We start from the raw sequence: 17,360 nt of genomic DNA, 5'->3' as shown, positions 1-17,360 counted from the left end.
GTCATGATGCCTAACGCCAGCTCAGCTGGCGTTTTTTTTGGCACAAAATAAGAGAGTATGATTTGAACTATCAGATGATCACTACCAACGATGCGCTGCGCACCCTGTGCGATGCCGTTCGTCAGACCACCGCCGTTGCGCTGGACACCGAGTTTGTCCGCACCCGCACCTACTATCCGCAGCTGGGCCTGATTCAGCTTTTTGATGGGGAGCGCACGGCGCTGATCGATCCTCTGGAGATTACCGACTGGTCGCCGCTGCAGGCGATTATGCAGGACCGCAACATCACCAAGTTCCTGCACGCGGGCAGTGAAGATTTAGAAGTGTTTATGAACGTTTTCGGCGCTATGCCGCAGCCGCTGATCGACACCCAGGTGCTGGCCGCGTTCTGCGGTCGCCCGATGTCCTGGGGCTTTGCCGCGATGGTGGCCGAATATTCCGGCGTTGAGCTGGACAAGAGCGAGTCGCGTACCGACTGGCTGGCGCGCCCGCTGACCGCGCGTCAGTGCGACTATGCGGCGGCGGATGTCTGGTATCTGCTGCCCATCGCCCATAAGCTGATGGCGGAAACCGAGCAGGCGGGGCGGCTGGCGTGGGCGCTGAATGAGTGCCAGCTGATGCAGCAGCGCCGTCAGGAAGTGACCGACCCGCGCGAAGCGTGGCGCGATATCACCAACGCCTGGCAGCTGCGCACCCGTCAGCTCGCCTGCCTCCAGCTGCTGGCCGACTGGCGTCTGCGCAAAGCGCGTGAGCGCGACCTGGCGGTGAACTTCGTGGTGCGTGAAGAGCACCTGTGGAGCGTAGCGCGCTATATGCCGGGCAGCCTCGGCGAGCTGGATAGCCTGGGGCTGTCGGGCAGCGAAATTCGCTTCCACGGTAAAACCCTGATTAGCCTGGTTGAGAAAGCACAGGCGTTGCCCGATGAGGCGCTGCCGGAGCCGCTGCTGAACCTGATGGATATGCCGGGCTATCGTAAAGCGTTTAAAGAGATTAAGGCGCTGGTGCAGGAAGTGGGGCAGGCGAACGACGTTAGCGCCGAAATGCTCGCCTCGCGCCGCCAGATTAACCAACTGCTGAACTGGCACTGGCAGCTGAAACCACGCAACACCGCACCGGAAATGGTCTCCGGCTGGCGCGGCGAGCTGCTGTCCGGCGCGCTGGACAAGCTGCTGGCGGAATATCCGCGTTAAGCGGGGAGCTTCCCGGCGGCACTGTGTTCGGCCGGGCTACGAGCGACAGTAGCCCGGCCAGGCGAAGCGCCGCCGGGGGCACCAAACCTCACAAAAAAAAAAGGCGCTATCGCTAGCGCCTCTCTTTTACACCGCCGAAAGTCAGGATTTTGACTCTTCTGCTTCCGGTAGCGTGACGTTGAGTTCCAGAATCGAAATATCCCCGTCTTTTTGCTCTAACTGCACCGTGACCATTTCTGGGTCAATCTGCACGTACTTGCAAATCACTTCCAGAATATCCTTCCTTAACTGCGGCAGATAGTGCGGTTCTGCGTCGCTGCGGCGGCGTTCCGCGACAATGATCTGCAGGCGTTCTTTAGCAATGTTGGCGGTATTCTTTTTCCGTGAGAGAAAAAAGTCGAGTAATGCCATGAGTTATCCTCCGAACAGGCGTTTGAGGAAACCTTTCTTCTCTTCTTCAATGAAGCGGAAAGGACGTTCTTCTCCCAATAGACGTTCCACGGTGTCGGCGTAGGCTTTGCCTGCGTCAGACACGGTATCCAGGATGACCGGCTCGCCCTGGTTTGACGCTCGCAGGACGGACTGATCTTCCGGGATGACGCCAACCAGTTTGATGCGCAGGATTTCCAGCACATCTTCCATGCTTAGCATGTCGCCTTTGCTCACGCGGCCTGGGTTATAGCGCGTCAGCAGCAGGTGCTCTTTAATCGGTTCTTCACCATTTTCCGCACGACGAGATTTGGACGCCAGAATGCCCAGGATGCGGTCGGAGTCACGTACCGAGGAGACTTCCGGGTTAGTGGTGATAATGGCTTCGTCGGCGAAGTACAGCGCCATCAGCGCGCCGGTTTCGATACCCGCAGGGGAGTCGCAGACCACGAAGTCGAATTCCATCTTTTTCAGCTCGTCGAGGACTTTCTCGACGCCTTCGCGGGTCAGCGCATCTTTATCACGCGTCTGCGAAGCGGGCAGGATATAGAGATTTTCGGTACGTTTATCTTTGATTAATGCTTGGTTCAGCGTAGCGTCGCCCTGAATAACGTTAACGAAATCATACACGACGCGACGTTCGCAGCCCATGATCAGGTCAAGGTTACGCAGACCGATATCAAAATCGATAACGACCGTTTTCTTTCCCTTCTGCGCCAAACCAGTCGCGATGGCCGCGCTGGAGGTGGTCTTACCCACGCCCCCTTTACCTGAAGTCACAACAATAATGCGTGCCATAGAAATTCCTTGTTAAAAAGGGATTAATTTAACGGTTGAATAGTCAAAGCGCTGTCGTCTAAACGCAGACGCGCCGCTTTGCCATAAAATTCGGCTGGGATCTTGTCGCTCAGCCAATATTCCCCGGCGATGGAGACCAGCTCCGCGGCCAGGTGGGTACAAAATACTTGTGCTTCCCGGTCTCCGCCGGCGCCAGCCAGAACGCGCCCACGCATCATGCCGTACACGTGGATATTACCGTCGGCAATAAGCTCCGCGCCTGCGCTAACGTGATTTGTCACAATCAGATCACAGTTTGGTGCATAAATGCGCTGACCGGAACGTACCGGCGTATCAATCATTCGCGTTTTTGTGATCGGACTAACAATTGGCTCGGGTTCAACGGGTTTGGGCTGCTCTATCGGGGCCGCACGAACCACTTTTTCTTTACCTTCAGTCAGTAAAGGAAGGCCCGATTGATCGATAGCAGCCTTAAACTGCGGGTTCTTGCAGCCGCTGACGCCCACGATGCGCAGACCGGCAGCCATAATCGCCTGCTGAATCGCGCGCCATTGGGTAAACTCTTCAAGGTTGCTGACGTTGACCACAACCGGGGCGTGACGGAAAAAAGCCGGAGCCTGGGCGACCTTGTCTTCTAACGCCTGACGAATAACCTCGGGTCTTGCATCATGCAAATGGACCACAGATAAGGTGAAGCTGCTGCCTTTAAGTTCGATTGGCGTGTTTGACATCCTGGCCTTACTCAATTTGCTATTTATCGCCGCTTCGCGCGCAGCGATATTCCGAAGACTATCAGTCATGTTATAGTCACTAATATATTCAAGCAAGTAACCACAGTCCTAATTCCGAGTATAAAGTATGTTTTGTGTGATTTATCGTAGTTCTAAACGTGATCAAACCTATTTGTATGTCGAAAAAAAAGACGATTTCTCTCGCGTGCCTGAAGAGCTGATGCAGGGCTTTGGCCAGCCGCAGCTGGCAATGCTGCTGCCGCTGGATGGTCGTAAGAAGTTAATCAATGCCGATCTGGAAAAGGTAAAACAGGCGTTAAAAGAGCAGGGTTATTATTTACAGATCCCGCCGCCGCCTGAAAATCTGTTGAAGCAGCATCTGGCCGACGCCAAAAATAAGGGCGAATAATTTTCGCTTCCGGCGGATGTCTGCTCCTGGTTACACAACAAATAAGGGAAAAGTATGTATCAACATCATAACTGGCAGGGCGCCCTGCTGGATTACCCGGTAAGCAAAGTTGTCTGTGTTGGCAGTAATTATGCAAAGCATATCCAGGAGATGGGCAGCGCGACGCCGGAAGAGCCCGTGCTGTTTATTAAGCCGGAAACGGCGCTGTGCGATCTGCGCCAGCCGCTGATTCTGCCGCAGGGGCTGGGGTCGGTGCATCACGAAGTGGAGCTGGCGGTGTTGATTGGCGCGACGCTGCGTCAGGCCACGGAAGATCATGTTCTGCAGGCGATCGCTGGCTACGGCGTTGCGCTGGACCTGACGCTGCGCGATGTGCAGGGCAAAATGAAGAAAGCCGGGCAGCCGTGGGAAAAAGCCAAAGGCTTTGATAATTCCTGCCCGATCTCCGGCTTTATTCCGACAGCCGCCTTCGAGGGCGACCCGCAAAATACCCCGCTGGGCCTCAAGGTGAACGGCGAGGTGCGCCAGCAGGGCTCCACCGCCGACATGATCCATAAAATCGTGCCGCTGATTGCCTACATGAGCCGCTTTTTCACCCTTAAGCCGGGCGATGTGGTGCTCACCGGCACGCCGGAAGGCGTTGGCCCGCTCAGCGCCGGCGATGAGCTGGAGGTGATGTTCAACGGCCATTCGCTGACGACCCGCGTGCTGTAATCCCAGCTTGCCGCCTTAATCGGGCGGCAAAACTTGCATCCCTGTGCCAGACTGGTTATAAGAAGCACCCTGATTTTTGATGTGGACATCCTGATGAGCGAATTACCTTTCTGGCAGAGTAAAACCCTTGACGACATGACCGATGCCGAATGGGAGTCGCTGTGCGACGGCTGCGGGCAGTGCTGCATGCACAAGCTGATGGATGAAGACACCGACGAGATTTACTTCACCAACGTTGCCTGCAAACAGCTGAATATCAAAACCTGTCAGTGCCGTAACTACGAGCGCCGCTTTGAATACGAGCCGGACTGCATCAAGCTGACCCGCGATAATCTGCCCACCTTCGAGTGGCTGCCGCATACCTGCGCCTATCGCCTGCTGGCGGAAGGGCAGCCGCTGCCGCAGTGGCACCCGCTGATTAGCGGCTCAAAAGCGGCCATGCACGGTGAACGTATTTCGGTGCGCCATATTGCGGTAAAAGAGTCGGAAGTGCGCGACTGGCAGGATCACATCTTAAACAAACCTGAGTGGGCGGACTAAAGCCCGATTTTTGGTTTAATGCTCTTTTTTATTATTCTGCTAATAAAAACCACTCCTTAATTCTTGCGCCGTGCCGATAGATAAATAATCGGCATGGGTGTGAGGATTTCTATGCGTAATTCAATAAAGCTGTTAGCGCTGGCGGTGATGATTAATCTCGGGGGCTGGGGGCTGTTGTTTGTCGCCGGTTACGGCGTTGGGGCGCTGGCGGGGATCTGGTAGGAGAGGGGCCAGCCGCGAGGCGATCGCAGCTGGCGGAGGAGACGATTAACGGCCGAACAGGTCGCGACGTTTAGGTTTAAACGGCTGAGCAATCAGCACCAGCAGCGCCACGATCAGGTAGGCGGCGAAAATCCCCACCAGCCACTGCGGCATTTCCAGCGATAAGAATTCCCACTGACGCACCGAGCAGTCGCCCGAGGCGACGAACACCTGCGGCAGCCACTTATCGAGCGGCAGCCAGCTTGGGAAACGGGCCATAAAATCACAGGTCATAAACGGCGATGGGTGCAGCTGAATCATGGTGTGCTCCCAGGCCAGCTGCAGCCCGCGGAACGCGCTGTACAGCCAGATCAGCAGCGCCACATAGCGCAATGGACTTTTCGGGGCGATAGCGCCGACAATCCCGGCGCCCATCACGCCAAACAGCGCGCAGCGTTCGTAAATACACAGGACGCACGGTTTTAACAACATCACGTGCTGAAACCATAATGCCACTAACTCGAGCGCAAAAGCGGTTAACGCCAGTAATAACCAGGCACTGCGGCCACGTGAGCTCTGGTTTAAATATCGCAACATAATCATTTCCCTGGAACGTGCTTTGAAAACGCAGTGTAAACGAAAACGGTAGCCCTGCCATCTGGCTATACGCAATAATTCGTAAATGGATCTATAAAGCCTGCGGTAAAACCGCAGGCTGGTGGATTAATGCACAACATTCGGCAAACTGAGGAACCCGTGAAGCGTCATCCAGTCGATAGCGGGCTGCAGCGTGAACTCCACGCACAGCAGACCGACGAGCGTCAGGACCAGGGTATAAGGCAGCGCCATGATCACCATCCGGCCATACGAGAGACGAATGAGCGGCGCTAGCGCCGATGTGAGCAGAAACAGGAATGCCGCCTGCCCATTTGGCGTAGCGACCGACGGCAGGTTGGTGCCGGTGTTAATCGCCACCGCCAGCAGTTCGAACTGGTTCTGGCTGATGGCACCGCTGTCGAGTGCGGCTTTCACCTCGTTGATATAGACCGTGCCGACAAAGACGTTATCGGAAATCGATGACAGCAGGCCGTTGAACAGATAGAACAGCGAACGCTGGGCGTGCGGCGAGGCCTGCAACACAAAGTCGATTATCGGGGCGAAAAGGTGCTGGTCGATGATCACCGCTACCACCGAGAAAAAGACCGTCAGCAGGGCGGTAAACGGCAGCGCCTCGGTGAAGGCTTTGCCGATGGCATGTTCATCGGTAATGCCGGTAAAACCGGTGGCGAAAATGATCACCGATAGACCAATCAGGCCCACTTCCGCCAGATGCAGCGCCAGCGCCAGCACTAGCCAGACGCCGATAATGCCCTGGACAATCAGACGCATGCTTTCCTGACGAGAACGCTGCTTGCTGCTGCGCACATCATAATCATGAAGAATTTTGCGCACTGAATCAGGCAACTCCGCCCCGTAGCCAAAGACTTTAAATTTTTCGAGTAGCAGACAGGTCGTCAGGCCGCAGATAAATACCGGCAGTGTCACCGGCGACATCCGCAGGAAAAACTCGCCAAAGTGCCAGCCCGCGACTTTGGCAATGATCAGGTTTTGTGGTTCGCCCACCATCGTCATCACGCCGCCCAGGGCGGTACCGACCCCCGCGTGCATCATCAGGCTACGCAGGAAGGCACGGAACTGCTCAAGGATCTCTTTCGCGTGAGCATCAATATGGCTATCGTCGAGCAGGTCGCCATCATCCGGTCGCGACGAAGCGACCTGGTGATAGATGCTGTAGAACCCCACCGCCACGCTGATGATAACCGCTACCACCGTTAACGCGTCAAGGAACGCGGAGAGGAAGGCGGCAGCGAGGCAGAAAGCCAGCGACAGCAGGCGTTTACTGCGAATAGAGAGCAGCAGCCGGGTAAAAATGAACAGCAGCAGCTGTTTCATAAAGTAGATACCGGCAACCATAAAGATCAGCAGCAGCAGCACTTCCAGATTGGCGGCCACCTCGTTACGAACGTGCTCGGCGGAGGTCATGCCGATAAAGACCGATTCGATCGCCAGCAGGCCGCCGGGAATCAACGGGTAGCATTTCAACGCCATCGCCAGCGTGAAGATAAACTCCACCACCAGCAGCCATCCGGAGACGAATGGATTGATCAAAAAGACCAGCGGGTTGATAACTAAGAAAATAATCAGTAGTAGTTTGTACCAGTCCGGTGACTGACCCAGAAAGTTGCGCCACAGGGCGCGACCGTAAGAGATTTCCATGGCAATCGTCTTCCTCCTGAAAAGTTGACATTTTTTTACCATTAAAACAGATATGCCGCCAGAATTCCCCCTGCAATGGCCGTTTCCGTCCTTTCAACGAAATGTGAAAAATGAAACGGCGATCCCTTTTTAATTCGGTCGCCCTGCTATCTGCGCTATGTTGGCTCTGGTATGATGAGTCCAATTGCAACGCTGTGTAATGGAATTTTTACTATGGTTATTAAGGCGCAAAGCCCGGCGGGTTTCGCGGAAGAGTATATTGTCGAAAGCATCTGGAACAACCGTTTTCCTCCAGGGTCAATTCTTCCGGCAGAACGCGAACTCTCTGAATTAATTGGGGTTACCCGCACTACCTTACGTGAAGTGTTGCAGCGCCTGGCGCGAGACGGCTGGCTGACGATTCAGCACGGTAAGCCGACAAAGGTCAACAATTTCTGGGAAACGTCCGGGCTCAATATTCTGGAAACGCTGGCGCGTCTCGATCACGACAGCGTGCCGCAGCTGATTGATAATCTGCTGTCCGTTCGTACCAACATTGCCACTATCTATATCCGTACCGCGTTCCGTCAGCACCCTGAGAAAGCGCTGGAAGTGCTGGCGACAACTCGTGAAGTTGCCGACCACGCTGACGCGTTTGCCGAACTGGACTACAGCGTGTTCCGTGGCCTGGCGTTTGCCTCCGGCAACCCAATCTATGGGCTGATCCTTAACGGCATGAAAGGGCTGTATACCCGTCTGGGGCGTCACTATTTTTCCAGCCCGGAAGCCCGCGCGTTGGGGTTGGGTTTTTATCATCAGCTGATCGAGCTGTGCGAGAAAGGCGAGTATGACAAGGTGTACGAAACGGTTCGTCGCTACGGTCATGAGAGCGGCGAGATCTGGCATCGCATGCAGAAGTCGCTGCCGGGTGATTTAGCCCTCCACGGACGCTAACAAAAATCCCCGCCGATGCGGGGATTTTTGTTTTATCTCAGGCTGCTTCTATTACCCCTTACAGCGCATTCGGCCGCGGCGGGCAGCGCTCCAGCAGCTCAACGCTGCCGTCGGCGTTCTGCTGTTCCAGATGCACATCAAAGCCCCACAGCCGGTGCACGTGCTTGAGCACTTCTTTACGTCCCTTATCGAGCGGCGCGCGGTTATGCGGCACGTAGCGTAGGGTCAGCGAACGGTCGCCGCGCAGGTCGACGTTCCACACCTGAATATTGGGCTCCAGGTTGCTGAGGTTGTACTGAGAAGAGAGCTGGGAGCGGATTTCCCGATAGCCTTCTTCGTTGTGGATCGCCGAAATTTCCAGATAGTTATTGCGGTCGTCGTCCAGCACGGTAAACAGCCGGAAGTCGCGCATGATTTTCGGCGACAGGAACTGGCTGATAAAGCTTTCGTCCTTAAAGTCACGCATGGCGAAATGCAGGGTGGTCAGCCAATCGGAACCAGCCATGTCCGGGAACCAGTATTTATCTTCTTCAGTCGGGTTCTGGCAGATACGCTTAATGTCCTGGAACATCGCAAAGCCCAGCGCATACGGGTTAATACCGCTGTACCACGGGCTGTTATAGGGCGGCTGGAACACCACGTTGGTGTGGCTGTGCAGGAACTCCAGCATAAAGCGTTCGGTCACTTTGCCTTCATCGTACAGGTGATTAAGAATGGTGTAGTGCCAGAAGGTCGCCCAGCCTTCGTTCATCACCTGCGTCTGCTTCTGCGGATAGAAATACTGGCTGACCTTACGCACGATGCGCAGGATCTCACGCTGCCACGGCTCCAGCAGCGGCGCGTTTTTCTCCATAAAGTACAGCAGGTTCTCCTGCGGCTCGGACGGGTAGCGGCGCGCCGACTCGACGGCCTTTTCTTCATCGCGTTTCGGCAGGGTGCGCCACAGGGTATTCACCTGGCTTTGCAGATATTCTTCACGGCTCTTCTGCCGCGCTTTCTCTTCCTGGAGCGAAATTTTCGACGGCCGTTTGTAGCGGTCAACGCCGTAGTTCATCAGCGCATGGCACGAGTCGAGCAGCCGCTCAACCTCATCCACGCCGTAGCGCTCTTCGCATTCGGTAATGTACTTACGGGCGAACAGCAGATAGTCGACGATCGAGCTGGCATCGGTCCAGCTGCGGAACAGATAGTTGTTTTTAAAGAACGAGTTATGTCCGTAGCAGGCGTGCGCCATCACCAGCGCCTGCATGGTGATGGTGTTCTCTTCCATCAGATAGGCGATGCACGGGTTGGAGTTAATCACGATCTCATAGGCCAGCCCCTGCTGCCCGTGCTTATACTGACGCTCGGTCTCAATAAACTTTTTACCAAACGACCAGTGGGGGTAGTTAATCGGCATCCCGACGCTGGAGTAGGCATCCATCATCTGTTCGGAGGTAATGACTTCGATCTGATGCGGGTAGGTATCCAGTCGGTATAGCTTCGCCACCCGGTCAATTTCCGCCAGGTAGGTTTCCAGCAGCGAAAACGTCCAGTCGGGTCCATCGCTCAGACGAGTTGTGTCCTTATTCATCGAGTCAATCGTAGCCATTAGCGCGCCCTCATTGTTGGCGACTCTCTCTGTCTGGAGAGCCTCTCTTCAAGGATAGAACACCGCAGAAATTCTGTAACAACCACGTTTTCTAAACTTCATGATTTATTCATTTTGCCGGCGCTATTTTGGCTGTTTTGCAGAGTTTTATGCTGACAAAAAATAGCGCGTAGCAGGAGATATCAATATCCGCACTAGCCCGCTGCATGGGCGCTCTGTGAGGTAAGTCACCATAAAAAAAGCATATGTTGAATAATATTTTCATCTGGGTTATCAATTTGTAATTAGATGATTGTTCTTTTACTCATTCTGGACTGGAGTGGCTATGCACATTGTCATACTGGGAAGTGGCGTGGTGGGCGTGACCAGCGCCTGGTATTTAAGTCAGGCGGGGCATCAGGTCACGGTGATCGACCGCGAGGCCGGCCCGGCGCTGGAGACCAGCGCCGCTAACGCCGGGCAGATCTCACCGGGCTACGCCGCGCCGTGGGCCGCGCCGGGCGTACCGCTGAAGGCGATCAAATGGATGTTCCAGCGCCATGCGCCGCTGGCGATTCGCCTTGACGGCACCGGCTTCCAGCTGAAGTGGATGTGGCAAATGCTGCGCAACTGCGACACCCGCCACTATATGGAAAACAAAGGGCGGATGGTGCGGCTGGCGGAATACAGCCGCGACTGCCTGAAAACCCTGCGTGAAACCACCGGTATTTCCTATGAAGGCCGCCAGGGCGGCACGTTGCAGCTGTTCCGCACCGAACAACAGTATGAGAACGCGACCCGCGATATCGCGGTGCTCGAAGACGCGGGCGTGCCGTATCAGCTGCTGGAGGCCTCGCGGCTGGCGGAAGTGGAACCCGCGCTGGCCGAAGTTGCCCACAAGCTCACCGGCGGGCTGCGTCTGCCTAACGATGAAACCGGCGACTGCCAGCTGTTCACCCAACGGTTGGCCAAAATGGCCGAGCAGGCGGGCGTCCAGTTCCGTTTTAACACGCCGGTCGAGAGCCTGATCAAAGACGGTGAACGCATCGTCGGGGTGAAATGCGGTGATGAAATCATCAAAGCCGACGCCTACGTGATGGCCTTCGGTTCCTACTCGACCGCGATGCTCAAAGGGCTGGTGGATATCCCGGTTTACCCGCTTAAAGGCTACTCGCTGACCATCCCGATTGTGGAAGAGAGCGGGGCACCGGTGTCGACGATCCTCGATGAAACCTACAAAATTGCCATTACCCGCTTTGATAACCGGATCCGCGTGGGCGGCATGGCGGAAATCGTGGGCTTTAATACCAAGCTGCTCCAGCCGCGGCGTGAGACATTGGAGATGGTGGTGCGCGATCTGTTCCCGCGCGGCGGTCGCGTGGAAGAGGCCACCTTCTGGACCGGGCTGCGCCCGATGACGCCGGACGGTACGCCGGTGGTGGGTAAAACGGCGTTTAAAAACCTGTGGCTCAATACCGGCCACGGTACGCTGGGCTGGACCATGTCCTGCGGTTCCGGGCAACTGCTGAGCGACTTGATGTCTGGCAGAATGCCGGCAATCCCCTATGATGATCTCAGCGTTGCGCGTTACTCGCCGGGCTTTACCCCCACTCGTTTGCAGCACTTGCATGGTGCGCACCACTAAGGAGAAAGCATGTCACGTCCTGTGCTCGCCAGCATCGATCTGCAGGCGCTGAAAGAGAATCTCGCCATTGCCCGCCGGGCCGCCAGCGGCGCTCGCGTCTGGTCGGTGGTGAAAGCCAACGCCTACGGTCATGGTCTGGACCGGGTGTGGAGCGCCCTGCGCGAAACCGATGGCTTTGCGCTGCTGAATCTGGAAGAGGCCATTCTGCTGCGCGAGCGCGGCTGGAAGGGGCCGATTCTGCTGCTGGAGGGCTTTTTCCACGCCGACGAGCTGGAGCTGTTCGATAAATATCGGCTGACCACCAGCGTGCACAGCAACTGGCAGGTTAAAGCGCTGCAAAACGCGCGCCTGCATGCGCCGCTTGATGTCTATCTGAAGGTCAACAGCGGCATGAACCGACTCGGCTTTGCGCCGGAGCGGGTGCAGAGCGTCTGGCAGCAGCTGCGCGGCATGGGCAACGTCGGCGGAATGACGCTGATGTCGCACTTTGCGCAGGCGGAAAACACCGACGGCGTCACCGAGCCCATGCGGCTTATCGAGCAGGCTGCGGAAGGGCTGGAGTGCCCGCGTTCGCTCGCCAACTCGGCGGCTACCCTGTGGCATCCGGAGACCCATTTCGACTGGGTGCGGCCGGGCATTGTGCTGTACGGCGCGTCGCCTACCGGCCAGTGGCAGGATATCGCCAACACCGGTCTGAAGCCGGTGATGACCCTCAGCAGCCAGATTATCGGCGTGCAGAATCTTAAGCCGGGCGATGCGGTAGGTTACGGTAGCCGCTATCGGGCGAAAGAGGAGCAGCGCATTGGTATTGTGGCCTGCGGCTATGCGGATGGCTATCCGCGGATTGCCGCCAGCGGCACCCCGGTGCTGGTGGATGGCATCCGTACCGGCACGGTAGGGGCAATTTCGATGGATATGCTGGCGGTGGATTTAACCCCTTGCCCACAGGCGGGAATCGGTACGCCGGTTGAGCTGTGGGGCAAAGAGATTAAAATTGACGACGTGGCCGCCAGCGCTGGCACCGTAGGCTATGAGCTCATGTGCGCGCTGGCACCGCGCGTACCCGTTGTGACGGTGTAACTTTACGTGTCGCCCGGACGAGGTGCGCAAGCACCGACTCCGGGGAACCCCGGCGTCACTTCGTTCGGCCGGGCGACAAGATGAGAACTACTCACTTTCTTCCTCGGCCACGCGCACGCCGACCTTCAGCACCTGATTTTCCGCTTTCTCGGCCACCGTCCATACCATCCCGGCAAACTCGACCTGGTCACCGACCACCGGCGCGGCGCCCAGCAGGTGCTCGACAATATCCCCCAGCGACTGCTGGTTATCGCGGAACTCCTCACCGCCGTCGAGGCCGTAAATCAGCGCCACGTCGGCAAATTTGGCGTTCGCTTCCAGAATAAAGTCACCAAAGAAGCGCTGATCCAGCGATAACGGCGGCGACTGGCTGAACAGCTTGCCCAGCAGCGGCAGATCGCGTTCACGGCCAATCACGCACAGAATGTCATTCTCCCGCAGGCGGGTGCTGCCGGTTGGGTGCAGCAGCGCGTTGTCGCGAAACAGGGCCGCAATGCGCGTTTCCGGCGGCATATGCAGGTCGCGAAGCGCCGCGCCTACGCACCATTTGTCGGCGCTAAGCTGGTAGACAAATTGCTCCCACGGATTCTCCGGATGAATATCCAGCCCCACGCGGGAGATAGGCCAGCCCACCGGCGGCACCACCACCCGGGCTTTTTTCGCCGCCCATGACAGAGATGTCCCCTGCAGCAGCAGGGAAATCAGTACCACGAAGAAGGCGACGTTAAAGAACAGCCGCGCGTTCTCCAGCCCGGCCATCATCGGGAACACCGCGAGAATAATCGGCACCGCGCCGCGCAGGCCGACCCAGCTGATAAAGGTGCGCTCGCGCAGGTTAAAGCCGCGGAACGGCAGCAGCCCGGCGAACACCGACAGCGGGCGGGCAATAAAGATCATCCAGATGGAGAGCAGCAGCGCAGGAATGGCGATGGGCAGCAGATCCGACGGCGTAACCAGCAGCCCCAGCACCAGGAACATCGCAATCTGCGCCAGCCAGGCCAGACCATCGAAGTTTTGCAGAATACCGAAGCGGTTGCGGATGGGGCGGTTGCCCAGCAGGAAGCCGCACAGATACACCGCCAGAATCCCGCTACCGTTGAGGGTAGTGGTGACGGCGAAAATCATGATCCCGCCGCTCAGCGCCAGCAGCGGATACAGCCCGGCGGGCAGGGCGATGCGGTTGATCATTTGCAGCAGCAGATAGCCGCCGCCAAGACCAATCACAATCCCCAGACCGAACTGCTGAATAATATGCACCAGGAACATCCAGCTCAGGCCGGTTTCATGCTGCTGAATCATCTCGATCAGGGTGATGGTCAGAAACACCGCCATCGGATCGTTACTGCCGGATTCGATCTCCAGGGTCGAGCCCACGCGCTCGTTCAACCCTTTGCCTCCGAGCAGCGAGAACACCGCCGCGGCGTCGGTCGACCCGACAATCGCGCCAATCAGCAGGCCTTCCATCATGTCCAGCTTAAACAGCCAGGCCGCCATCATCCCGGTCAGGCCGGAGGTGAGCAGTACGCCGACTGTCGCCAGCGACAGCGCCGGGCCGAGGGCCACGCGAAAGGAGCTGGCCTGCGTACGCATCCCGCCGTCCAGCAGGATCACCGCCAGCGCCAGGTTACTGACCATATACGCGAAAGGGTAGTTGTCGAACGGAATGCCGCCAATGCCGTCAACGCCTGCCAGCATACCGATGGCTAAAAAGATAACCAGAATCGGGATGCCGAGGCGGGAAGAAAATGAGCTTAAGAGAATACTGCAGGTTACTAAGACCGAACCTAAAATAAAGAGACTAATGACTGCCGTGGCGTCCAATGTTCACGTACTCCCCTAAACGTGCTGACTAGTAACAAAACGTTACCATATTTAGGGCGCGAACATTGGACTAATAAGCGGTGAATATTGTTTTTTTTACTCATTTACTACCGGATGGCCGCTCAGGGTGAGCGTTGAGTGACCGGATGAATGGGTTAACTGCGCCTGCGCGCCGAGCGCCAGCGTCACCGTGCGCTGTTCATGGCCGAAATCGAGGCCGGTAATGACCGGAATGGCCAGCCGGGAACGCAGATAATCGTACATGGCGTTGAGATCGTAACCGGCGTCGTAGTCGTTCGGCGCAGCGCCGGTGAAACTGCCCAGCACGATGGCCCGCTGACGCGACAAAATACCCGCGTGCAGCAGCTGTAGCAGCATGCGTTCGACGCGGAACGGGTGCTCGTTAATGTCCTCCAGCACCAGAATGCCGTCGCGGATCTCCGGCAGCCACGGCGTCCCTATCAGCGACACGATCATCGCCAGATTGCCGCCCCACAGCGTGCCATGAGTCGTGCAGTTCGGGCCGTCACCCGCCCATTCCACGCTATAGGTTGGGTTTTTCAACGCCAGCCAGAAGTGGTGCTCGGTAAAATCGTTGAGTGCTTCCGCACCAAAGTTGCCCGCCAGCATCGGCCCGCTAAAGGTGATGGCGTTGCCGTGGGCCAGCAGACCCATCTGGATCACAGTAAAATCGCTGTGGCCGCAGATCAGCAGCGGATCGCGCTGCTGACGGGCAACCAGCCCCTGCCAATCGATTCGGTCGAGTAAACGACTCGCGCCGTAGCCGCCGCGCACCGGCATCACAATCTGATTTTTCCCCGCCAGCGTCACCAGCCCGTTAATATCGCCCAGACGCTCGCTTTCAACCCCGGCGAAACGGCGGTCGCGGCGGGCAATAACCTGCTGATTGGCGACCTGATGCCCGGCCTCTTCTAATCGCGACACCCCGCGCAGCGCCGCGGATTGGTTAATGCAGTAGCCGGAAGGGGCGATAAGATGAAACTGAGACATGGCATTTCCTTGCTGAGTATGAAACGAGTATCATGCCGCCTGAGCCCGTGGTTGTCATTAACGGCAACAAAGTTCAGCTAAAAGGATAGATGCGTGAAATTAAGATGGTTTGCTTTTTTAATTGTATTACTCGCCGGGTGTAGCTCTAAATCGGATTACCGCAATCCCCCCTGGAACCCTGAAGTGCCGGTGAAGCGAGCGATGCAGTGGATGCCCATTAGCGAAAAAGCCGGTGAGGCATGGGGCGTAAGCCCGCGCCTGATCACCGCGATTATTGCCGTGGAGTCCGGCGGGAACCCGACGCTGGTCAGCAAATCAAACGCGGTCGGTCTGATGCAGCTTAAGGCCTCTACCTCCGGGCTGGACGTATACCGTCATATGGGCTGGAGCGGCCAGCCGTCGACCAGCGAGCTGAAAAACCCCGAGCGGAATATTTCGATGGGCGCGGCCTATCTGAGCATCCTGGAGCACGGATCGCTGGCGGGGATTAACGACCCGGAAGTGATGCAGTATGCGCTGGTGGTCTCGTACGCTAACGGCGCCGGTGCGCTGCTGCGCACCTTCTCGTCGGACCGTAAAAAGGCGATTGCGGAAATTAATGAACTGGATAAGGATGAGTTCTTCGAGCATGTGGTGAAGAACCATCCGGCACCGCAGGCGCCGCGCTATATCTGGAAAGTACAGAAAGCGATGGACGCCATGTAGTTAGCGGACTTTATTGGCCCGTTCGCGGGCCTCACGCTCCAGCGAGAAAATAATGCGCTGGAGCGATCGTTCCAGCGCCGGGGTAATATGCAGGAAACGGAAGCTGAGGCGCGGTACGACAACGGTTTCATTTTTACGATCCACCATCTTGCGTTCGCTGATCGCCAGCAGCTGGACATCAAAGCGAAAACGCCCCCATTCCCCCATATCCAGTTCGATCTCTTTCAGCTCCATGCCGCACTGCAGGCATTCCGGCGGCGGTGCATCCAGCAGCGCGCCCATGCCCCCCAGAGAAAGGTCAACCAGACGGAAGCGCAGCGCGGTTTTATCCGGCAGCGTCGCCACGCCGTAATAGGCGGGGTGCAGCGGCGCGGGAATACGGAAAAATTCGCGGCGCTGAATAAACCACAGCGACGGCGGCGTCGGCATCACAAAAGCCGGTAGCCCCTGAAAATCGGCGACCTGCATTTGCTCAACGCTAAATTCAATTTTTGCGCCGTTAGTCTCGGCCACCATGGTGAGATTTTTGGCGGCGCGGGCGGCTTCGTTGTCTCCGCCCTGGCTGCCAAAGTCGATCACCAGCCGCTCCTGACTGGCGTCGAGAATACGGCTAATAAACTGGTGCGATGACCAGCTGACGCGCAAAACGGTCCCGGCGCGCTGCAGATCGCGAAGAATATTGACGATGGCTAACGGGTTTTGCTTAAGAAACTGTTCGTTGTGCTCACTCACCTGAAATGGCTCCTGAAGGGCAGGCTCTCAGTAAACTATCGGCTTCGGAAGAGATAACTTAAGCGTCGCCAATAAATTATTTAACATTGCGGTAGATTTGTGCAGCTGAACTGACTTAAGGCAGCGTGTACGTCAATTTTCGTGTCCGTACGAATAAAATATCATCGCCGTGCCAGGTTTTTTAAGAACAATTACCTATACTTGAAACATTAGCGGCGCAGAATGTCGGCGCTTTTATTGTTGTTAATGGAACAGGAGAGGTGGGAAAAATGGGTATTATTACCTGGATTATTTTTGGTCTGATTGCCGGTGTTAGTGCCAAACTGATTATGCCGGGGCGCGATGGGGGTGGCTTTATCCTCACCTGTATCCTGGGGATTGTCGGGGCGGTTGTGGGTGGCTGGCTCGCCACCACGTTCGGCGTAGGTGGCAGCGTCACCGGCTTTAACCTGCACAGCTTCCTGGTAGCCGTGGTTGGCGCCATCGTTGTGCTGATCGTATTCCGCCTGATTCGCCGCGAATAACATCTCCCGACGGCCCCGCAAGGGGCCGCTTCTCATTAGACGTAAAATAA

18 protein-coding genes are annotated in these 17,360 nt (G+C 56.8%); 9 read left to right on the top strand and 9 right to left on the bottom strand.

Annotated elements, in window-relative coordinates:
• Positions 1-74: 74 nt before the first annotated feature.
• Positions 75-1,190 (top strand): ribonuclease D, encoded by a 1,116-nt coding sequence (gene rnd / locus ACK5JN_RS02735; RefSeq protein ID WP_416868850.1) that lies wholly within the window; start codon positions 75-77, stop codon positions 1,188-1,190.
• 141 nt (positions 1,191-1,331) lie between these two features.
• Here the strand turns inward: rnd and minE are convergent, their stop codons facing one another.
• The 3 genes from minE to minC are packed head-to-tail and all read right to left on the bottom strand — an operon-like array spanning position 1,332 to position 3,148.
• A complete protein-coding gene (gene minE, locus ACK5JN_RS02730; protein ID WP_064544824.1) occupies positions 1,332-1,601 on the bottom strand; it encodes a cell division topological specificity factor MinE in 270 nt (89 codons plus the stop codon).
• Positions 1,602-1,604: 3 nt separating this feature from the next.
• The gene (gene minD, locus ACK5JN_RS02725; protein WP_416868750.1) at positions 1,605-2,417 is read right to left on the bottom strand and encodes a septum site-determining protein MinD; all 813 of its coding nucleotides are present in this window, start codon (positions 2,415-2,417) and stop codon (positions 1,605-1,607) included.
• A gap of 23 nt (positions 2,418-2,440) precedes the next feature.
• The gene (minC, locus tag ACK5JN_RS02720) at positions 2,441-3,148 is read right to left on the bottom strand and encodes a septum site-determining protein MinC (RefSeq protein ID WP_416868849.1); all 708 of its coding nucleotides are present in this window, start codon (positions 3,146-3,148) and stop codon (positions 2,441-2,443) included.
• Between the two features lie 127 nt (positions 3,149-3,275).
• Between minC and ACK5JN_RS02715 the strand changes: the two genes are divergently transcribed.
• The 3 genes from ACK5JN_RS02715 to ACK5JN_RS02705 all read left to right on the top strand — a co-directional run bounded on the left by ACK5JN_RS02715 (position 3,276) and on the right by ACK5JN_RS02705 (position 4,811).
• A complete protein-coding gene (locus tag ACK5JN_RS02715; RefSeq protein ID WP_416868749.1) occupies positions 3,276-3,557 on the top strand; it encodes a YcgL domain-containing protein in 282 nt (93 codons plus the stop codon).
• 54 nt (positions 3,558-3,611) lie between these two features.
• The gene (locus ACK5JN_RS02710) at positions 3,612-4,271 is read left to right on the top strand and encodes a fumarylacetoacetate hydrolase family protein (protein ID WP_416868748.1); all 660 of its coding nucleotides are present in this window, start codon (positions 3,612-3,614) and stop codon (positions 4,269-4,271) included.
• A gap of 93 nt (positions 4,272-4,364) precedes the next feature.
• The gene (locus ACK5JN_RS02705) at positions 4,365-4,811 is read left to right on the top strand and encodes a YcgN family cysteine cluster protein (RefSeq protein ID WP_416868747.1); all 447 of its coding nucleotides are present in this window, start codon (positions 4,365-4,367) and stop codon (positions 4,809-4,811) included.
• Between the two features lie 267 nt (positions 4,812-5,078).
• On the opposite strand, the gene dsbB is transcribed toward ACK5JN_RS02705, so the two are convergent.
• Both dsbB and nhaB read right to left on the bottom strand, forming a co-directional pair.
• The gene (gene dsbB / locus ACK5JN_RS02700; RefSeq protein WP_163449263.1) at positions 5,079-5,609 is read right to left on the bottom strand and encodes a disulfide bond formation protein DsbB; all 531 of its coding nucleotides are present in this window, start codon (positions 5,607-5,609) and stop codon (positions 5,079-5,081) included.
• 126 nt (positions 5,610-5,735) lie between these two features.
• On the bottom strand, positions 5,736-7,289 hold the full coding sequence (nhaB, locus tag ACK5JN_RS02695; protein ID WP_416868746.1) for a Na(+)/H(+) antiporter NhaB: 1,554 nt from the start codon (positions 7,287-7,289) through the stop codon (positions 5,736-5,738).
• A 213-nt stretch (positions 7,290-7,502) separates the two neighbouring features.
• On the opposite strand from nhaB, the gene fadR reads away from it, so the two are divergent.
• Positions 7,503-8,222, top strand: coding sequence for a fatty acid metabolism transcriptional regulator FadR (gene fadR / locus ACK5JN_RS02690; RefSeq protein WP_416868745.1), 720 nt, complete (start codon positions 7,503-7,505; stop codon positions 8,220-8,222).
• A 58-nt stretch (positions 8,223-8,280) separates the two neighbouring features.
• Here fadR and ACK5JN_RS02685 read toward each other — a convergent pair whose 3' ends face one another.
• Positions 8,281-9,813, bottom strand: a complete 1,533-nt coding sequence (locus tag ACK5JN_RS02685) for a SpoVR family protein (RefSeq protein WP_416868744.1) — start codon at positions 9,811-9,813, stop codon at positions 8,281-8,283.
• Positions 9,814-10,138: 325 nt separating this feature from the next.
• On the opposite strand from ACK5JN_RS02685, the gene ACK5JN_RS02680 reads away from it, so the two are divergent.
• A complete protein-coding gene (locus ACK5JN_RS02680; protein ID WP_416868743.1) occupies positions 10,139-11,437 on the top strand; it encodes a D-amino acid dehydrogenase in 1,299 nt (432 codons plus the stop codon).
• 9 nt (positions 11,438-11,446) lie between these two features.
• Positions 11,447-12,517, top strand: a complete 1,071-nt coding sequence (gene dadX, locus ACK5JN_RS02675; RefSeq protein ID WP_416868742.1) for a catabolic alanine racemase DadX — start codon at positions 11,447-11,449, stop codon at positions 12,515-12,517.
• Positions 12,518-12,604: 87 nt separating this feature from the next.
• On the opposite strand, the gene ACK5JN_RS02670 is transcribed toward dadX, so the two are convergent.
• Both ACK5JN_RS02670 and ldcA read right to left on the bottom strand, forming a co-directional pair.
• On the bottom strand, positions 12,605-14,338 hold the full coding sequence (locus ACK5JN_RS02670; RefSeq protein WP_416868741.1) for a potassium/proton antiporter: 1,734 nt from the start codon (positions 14,336-14,338) through the stop codon (positions 12,605-12,607).
• A 96-nt stretch (positions 14,339-14,434) separates the two neighbouring features.
• Positions 14,435-15,349: a muramoyltetrapeptide carboxypeptidase gene (gene ldcA / locus ACK5JN_RS02665; RefSeq protein WP_416868740.1), complete on the bottom strand. Its 915-nt coding sequence runs from the start codon at positions 15,347-15,349 to the stop codon at positions 14,435-14,437.
• A gap of 93 nt (positions 15,350-15,442) precedes the next feature.
• On the opposite strand from ldcA, the gene emtA reads away from it, so the two are divergent.
• Positions 15,443-16,054: a membrane-bound lytic murein transglycosylase EmtA gene (emtA, locus tag ACK5JN_RS02660; protein ID WP_416868739.1), complete on the top strand. Its 612-nt coding sequence runs from the start codon at positions 15,443-15,445 to the stop codon at positions 16,052-16,054.
• Here the strand turns inward: emtA and ycgR are convergent, their stop codons facing one another.
• Positions 16,055-16,786, bottom strand: a complete 732-nt coding sequence (gene ycgR / locus ACK5JN_RS02655) for a flagellar brake protein YcgR (protein ID WP_416868738.1) — start codon at positions 16,784-16,786, stop codon at positions 16,055-16,057. It abuts the gene before it with no gap.
• A 269-nt stretch (positions 16,787-17,055) separates the two neighbouring features.
• Here ycgR and ACK5JN_RS02650 point away from each other — a divergent pair, with 269 nt between their 5' ends.
• The gene (locus tag ACK5JN_RS02650) at positions 17,056-17,310 is read left to right on the top strand and encodes a GlsB/YeaQ/YmgE family stress response membrane protein (RefSeq protein WP_416868737.1); all 255 of its coding nucleotides are present in this window, start codon (positions 17,056-17,058) and stop codon (positions 17,308-17,310) included.
• Positions 17,311-17,360: the final 50 nt, after the last annotated feature.

The organism is Kluyvera sp. (assembly GCF_047971185.1).
GTDB lineage: Bacteria > Pseudomonadota > Gammaproteobacteria > Enterobacterales > Enterobacteriaceae > Kluyvera.
The sequence above is the reverse complement of the archived record's forward strand: the minus strand, read 5'-3'. Positions and strand labels throughout refer to the sequence as shown.

Bases quoted from the DNA above. Each gene is read 5' to 3' on its own strand.
- rnd (WP_416868850.1), top strand. From the start codon at position 75: ATGATCACTACCAACGATGCGCTGCGCACCCTGTGCGATGCCGTTCGT.
- minE (WP_064544824.1), bottom strand. From the start codon at position 1,601: ATGGCATTACTCGACTTTTTTCTCTCACGGAAAAAGAATACCGCCAAC.
- minD (WP_416868750.1), bottom strand. From the start codon at position 2,417: ATGGCACGCATTATTGTTGTGACTTCAGGTAAAGGGGGCGTGGGTAAG.
- minC (WP_416868849.1), bottom strand. From the start codon at position 3,148: ATGTCAAACACGCCAATCGAACTTAAAGGCAGCAGCTTCACCTTATCT.
- ACK5JN_RS02715 (WP_416868749.1), top strand. From the start codon at position 3,276: ATGTTTTGTGTGATTTATCGTAGTTCTAAACGTGATCAAACCTATTTG.
- ACK5JN_RS02710 (WP_416868748.1), top strand. From the start codon at position 3,612: ATGTATCAACATCATAACTGGCAGGGCGCCCTGCTGGATTACCCGGTA.
- ACK5JN_RS02705 (WP_416868747.1), top strand. From the start codon at position 4,365: ATGAGCGAATTACCTTTCTGGCAGAGTAAAACCCTTGACGACATGACC.
- dsbB (WP_163449263.1), bottom strand. From the start codon at position 5,609: ATGTTGCGATATTTAAACCAGAGCTCACGTGGCCGCAGTGCCTGGTTA.
- nhaB (WP_416868746.1), bottom strand. From the start codon at position 7,289: ATGGAAATCTCTTACGGTCGCGCCCTGTGGCGCAACTTTCTGGGTCAG.
- fadR (WP_416868745.1), top strand. From the start codon at position 7,503: ATGGTTATTAAGGCGCAAAGCCCGGCGGGTTTCGCGGAAGAGTATATT.
- ACK5JN_RS02685 (WP_416868744.1), bottom strand. From the start codon at position 9,813: ATGGCTACGATTGACTCGATGAATAAGGACACAACTCGTCTGAGCGAT.
- ACK5JN_RS02680 (WP_416868743.1), top strand. From the start codon at position 10,139: ATGCACATTGTCATACTGGGAAGTGGCGTGGTGGGCGTGACCAGCGCC.
- dadX (WP_416868742.1), top strand. From the start codon at position 11,447: ATGTCACGTCCTGTGCTCGCCAGCATCGATCTGCAGGCGCTGAAAGAG.
- ldcA (WP_416868740.1), bottom strand. From the start codon at position 15,349: ATGTCTCAGTTTCATCTTATCGCCCCTTCCGGCTACTGCATTAACCAA.
- ACK5JN_RS02650 (WP_416868737.1), top strand. From the start codon at position 17,056: ATGGGTATTATTACCTGGATTATTTTTGGTCTGATTGCCGGTGTTAGT.